Source organism: Sphingomonas sp. (genome assembly GCF_031380695.1).
Classification (GTDB): Bacteria; Pseudomonadota; Alphaproteobacteria; order Sphingomonadales; family Sphingomonadaceae; genus Sphingomicrobium.
The window spans coordinates 1-3,573 of sequence record NZ_JANMWY010000296.1 but is presented as its reverse complement, the minus strand read 5'-3'; the positions used below and the strand labels follow the sequence as shown (position 1 = coordinate 3,573).

Genomic DNA, 3,573 nt, shown 5'->3' with positions numbered 1-3,573 from the left:
CTCGGGGCCGGTCCGCGCCGCACTGGTCGGAATCGTCGTCCTGCTTGGCTTCATCGCGGTCCGCGCGGCGTCGTTCGATCATGTCGACGCGCTGCTGATGGACCGCATCGGCGGCTGGCGGCTCAACTGGCTGCTGGAACTCGGCGGTATTGCGCTAATCGGCCTGCCCGCCGCTGTCGCCGCCAGCGCATCCCCGCGCGGCGGACGCGCCCGTCGCCGGCGGTGATCATGCGCTGATGATCATCCTCGGCCTCGACCCCTCGCTCTCCTCGACCGGCTGGGGCCTCATCCGCGCCGAGGGCAATCGCCTGACCCACCTCGCCAACGGCCAGCTCAAGACCAGCGCCAGCGAACCCTTGCCCCAACGCCTGTCCCATCTCGCCACCATGCTCGACGCGGTCATCGCCGATCATCACCCCGACAGCGCCGCCGCCGAGGAAATCTTCCTCAACAAGAACCCGCAGTCGACGCTGAAACTCGCCCAGGCGCGCGGCGTCGTCCTGATGACCGCCGCCCGCGCCGGGCTCACCGTCGGCGAATATGCCGCGCGCTTGGTCAAGAAGGCGGTCGTCGGCACCGGCGCCGCAGAGAAAGCCCAAGTCCACGCGATGGTCCAGCGACTTCTCCCCGGCGTGAAAATCGAAGGCCCCGACGCCGCCGACGCGCTGGCGGTGGCGATCACCCACGCGCACCATCTGGCCACGGCCCGGCGCATCGCCTAGCCTTCCCTCATGATCGCCCGCCTCACCGGAACCCTTGCCGAATCGTCCGCCGACGGCGCGGTGATCGACGTCGCCGGGGTCGGCTATGCCGTCCTCGCCAGCGCCCGCACGCTCGACGCGATCGGCCCGGTCGGCGGCGCGGTCCTGCTCCTCACCGAACTGCAGGTGCGCGAGGACAGCATGACCCTGTTCGCCTTTGCCACCGCCGCCGAGCGCGAGAGCTTCCGCGCACTGACCAGCGTTCAGGGTGTCGGCGGCCGCGTCGCTCTCGCCATCCTGTCGGTGCTGGGTCCGGCCGAACTCGCCGCCGCCGTCGCCCACGCCGACAAGGCGATGATCGCCCGCGCCAACGGCGTCGGCCCCAAACTCGCCCAGCGTATCGCGATGGAACTCACCGGCAAGCTTGGCAGCCCCACACTCGCCGCCGTCGTTGGCAGCCCGCCCCCCACGGGCACCACCGCGCGAGACGCCCTGTCAGCCCTCGCCAACCTCGGCTTCAAACCCGCCGAAGCCACCGCCGCCGTCACGGCCGCTGCAGGGGAAATCGGAGAAGGCGCCACGCTCGACGCGCTCGTTCGGCTGGCGCTGCGAAAGGCAGCGAAGTAGACTGAGTTCCGCACAAAACCCTGTCCTAAAGCCCCCCGAATATGCTTGATGGCGCCATGACTCGCCGGCCCCTTCGAAATCATGGTTGCGGCCCTGTCCCAAAGAGAGACAAGATCATCGACTTGCCGCCATCAACTTGTTCATTTTGACGCCCATGACACCGCGCGCGACCGTGAATCAGTGTCAAGATACGAGCCATTGATGGCCACTGACCCCGCCCGCCTGACCACCCCCGAGCGCACCGCCGAGGACGCCGACGCCGCGCTTCGGCCCAAGTCGCTCGACGAGTTCGTCGGCCAGCAGGGCGCGCGCGAGAATTTGCGCATCTTCGTCAACGCCGCCAAGGCGCGCGGCGAGGCACTCGACCATGTCCTGTTTTTCGGCCCGCCCGGCCTCGGCAAGACCACGCTCGCAGGCATCCTCGCCCGCGAAATGGGGGTCGGCTTCCGCGCCACCTCGGGCCCGGTCATCGCCAAGTCGGGCGATCTCGCCGCGCTGCTGACCAACCTCGAGGACGGCGACGTCCTGTTCATCGACGAGATTCACCGCCTCGCGCCCGCCGTCGAGGAGATCCTCTACCCGGCGATGGAGGATCGCGCGCTCGACCTGATGATCGGCGAAGGACCGTCGGCCCGCAGTGTGCGCATCGACCTGCCGCGCTTCACCCTGGTCGGCGCAACCACTCGCCAGGGGCTACTCACCACCCCGCTGCGCGACCGCTTCGGCATCCCGATCCGCCTCAACTTCTACACCGTTGCCGAGCTGGAGCAGGTCGTCCGCCGCGCCGCCCGCCTGCTCGCTACCGACCTGACCGAAGACGGCGCGCACGAGATCGCCCGCCGCAGCCGCGGCACCCCGCGCATCGCCGGTCGCCTCCTCCGCCGCGTCCGCGATTTCGCCCACGCCGCCGGGGGCGGATCGATCGACGCGCCCGCCGCCGATCGCGCGCTGACCCGGCTGGAGATCGACGGCCTCGGCCTCGACGCGATGGACCGTCGCTATCTGACCATGATCGCCGACCTCTACAATGGCGGCCCGGTCGGGGTCGAAACCCTCGCGGCGGGCCTCAGCGAACCACGCGACACGATCGAGGATGTAATCGAGCCGTTCCTCATCCAGCTCGGCCTGATTGCCCGCACCGCGCGCGGTCGCTGCCTCAACGGACGCGGCTGGGGCCACCTCGGCCTGACGCCGCCCGCCACCGCCCAGACCGGCCTGTTCGACGTGGAGTGAGTAGAGTGAAGTTGCGTATTCAAAGCCGTCATCCCGGATTTAATCCGGGATCCCGCTTCTTTCTCCTGCTCCTCTCGATTCTGTGGTCTCTGCCCGCCACCGCTCAATCCGCCCCGCCGCCAGCCGTCGACTACACTCAGGACACCAACTGGCTCTGTCTCCCCGGCCGCAAGGACGTCTGCGCCAACCCGCTCGCCACGGTCGATCTCCCCGCCACCGGCTACGCCGCCCGCACCACCGCCACGCCCGCTCCCAACCCGCCGGTCGACTGCTTCTACGTCTACCCGACCGTCAGCCATGACGCCGGTCTCAACAGCGACCTCGTCCCCGACGCCAAAGAGGAAACCCGGGTCACTCGCGATCAGCTTGCCCGTTTCGGATCGGTTTGCCGCACCCTCGCCCCCCTCCACCGCCAGATGACCGTCGGCGCGATCACGGCAGTGATGACCGGCGGCGATGTCAGTGCGGCGGGCCGGATCGCCTATGGCGACGTGTCGCGGGCCTGGCACCAATATCTCGCCAGCCGCAACGCCGGCCGGCCGTTCGTCCTGATCGGCCAGAGCCAGGGCTCGCTGCTCCTCCAGCAACTTCTCGCCAACGAAATCGAAGGGAAACCGATCGCCCGGCGGATGCTGCTCGCGATCATCCCCGGCTTCAATGTCCTTGTCCCTCAGGGAAAACTGGTCGGCGGCACGTTCAAGTCGACCCCGCTGTGCAGCCGCCCGCGCCAGGCCGGCTGCGTCCTCGCCTGGTCGAGCTATCGCGTCGCCAATGTGCCCCCCGAAGGTGCGCTGTTCGGCATTACGGACAAGCCCGGCATGACCATCGCCTGCACCAATCCCGCCCGCCCCGGCGCGGTCGGCTGGACCAATCTCGACAGCTACTGGATGCGCTGGGGCTGGCCGTCAGTTGCTGGCGGGCCAGTCAGCTGGTCGAGCGAGGGCACGGCGCCAGCCCCCTATATTCATACCCGCGATCTCGTCTCCGCCCGCTGCATCAACGATGGCCCGCG

Annotated in this window: 5 protein-coding genes; all 5 read left to right on the top strand. The window is 69.0% G+C overall.

From position 1 onward, the window contains the following. Positions 1-226 (top strand): hypothetical protein (locus tag RMN84_RS10705; RefSeq protein WP_309612159.1); only part of this gene is annotated, 226 nt, incomplete at its 5' end. Positions 227-236: 10 nt separating this feature from the next. Further along, entirely contained in the window at positions 237-722 is a 486-nt protein-coding gene (ruvC, locus tag RMN84_RS10700) for a crossover junction endodeoxyribonuclease RuvC (protein WP_309612158.1), read from the top strand. A gap of 9 nt (positions 723-731) precedes the next feature. Next, positions 732-1,328 (top strand): Holliday junction branch migration protein RuvA, encoded by a 597-nt coding sequence (gene ruvA, locus RMN84_RS10695; protein WP_309612157.1) that lies wholly within the window; start codon positions 732-734, stop codon positions 1,326-1,328. Positions 1,329-1,529: 201 nt separating this feature from the next. Beyond that, positions 1,530-2,561, top strand: coding sequence for a Holliday junction branch migration DNA helicase RuvB (ruvB, locus tag RMN84_RS10690; protein ID WP_309612156.1), 1,032 nt, complete (start codon positions 1,530-1,532; stop codon positions 2,559-2,561). A 5-nt stretch (positions 2,562-2,566) separates the two neighbouring features. Further along, a partial coding sequence (locus RMN84_RS10685; protein WP_309612155.1) for a DUF3089 domain-containing protein occupies positions 2,567-3,573 on the top strand: 1,007 nt, incomplete at its 3' end.

What these genes read in the sequence shown, in the direction of transcription:
- ruvC (WP_309612158.1), top strand. Translation starts at nt 237, where the DNA reads ATGATCATCCTCGGCCTCGACCCCTCGCTCTCCTCGACCGGCTGGGGC.
- ruvA (WP_309612157.1), top strand. Translation starts at nt 732, where the DNA reads ATGATCGCCCGCCTCACCGGAACCCTTGCCGAATCGTCCGCCGACGGC.
- ruvB (WP_309612156.1), top strand. Translation starts at nt 1,530, where the DNA reads ATGGCCACTGACCCCGCCCGCCTGACCACCCCCGAGCGCACCGCCGAG.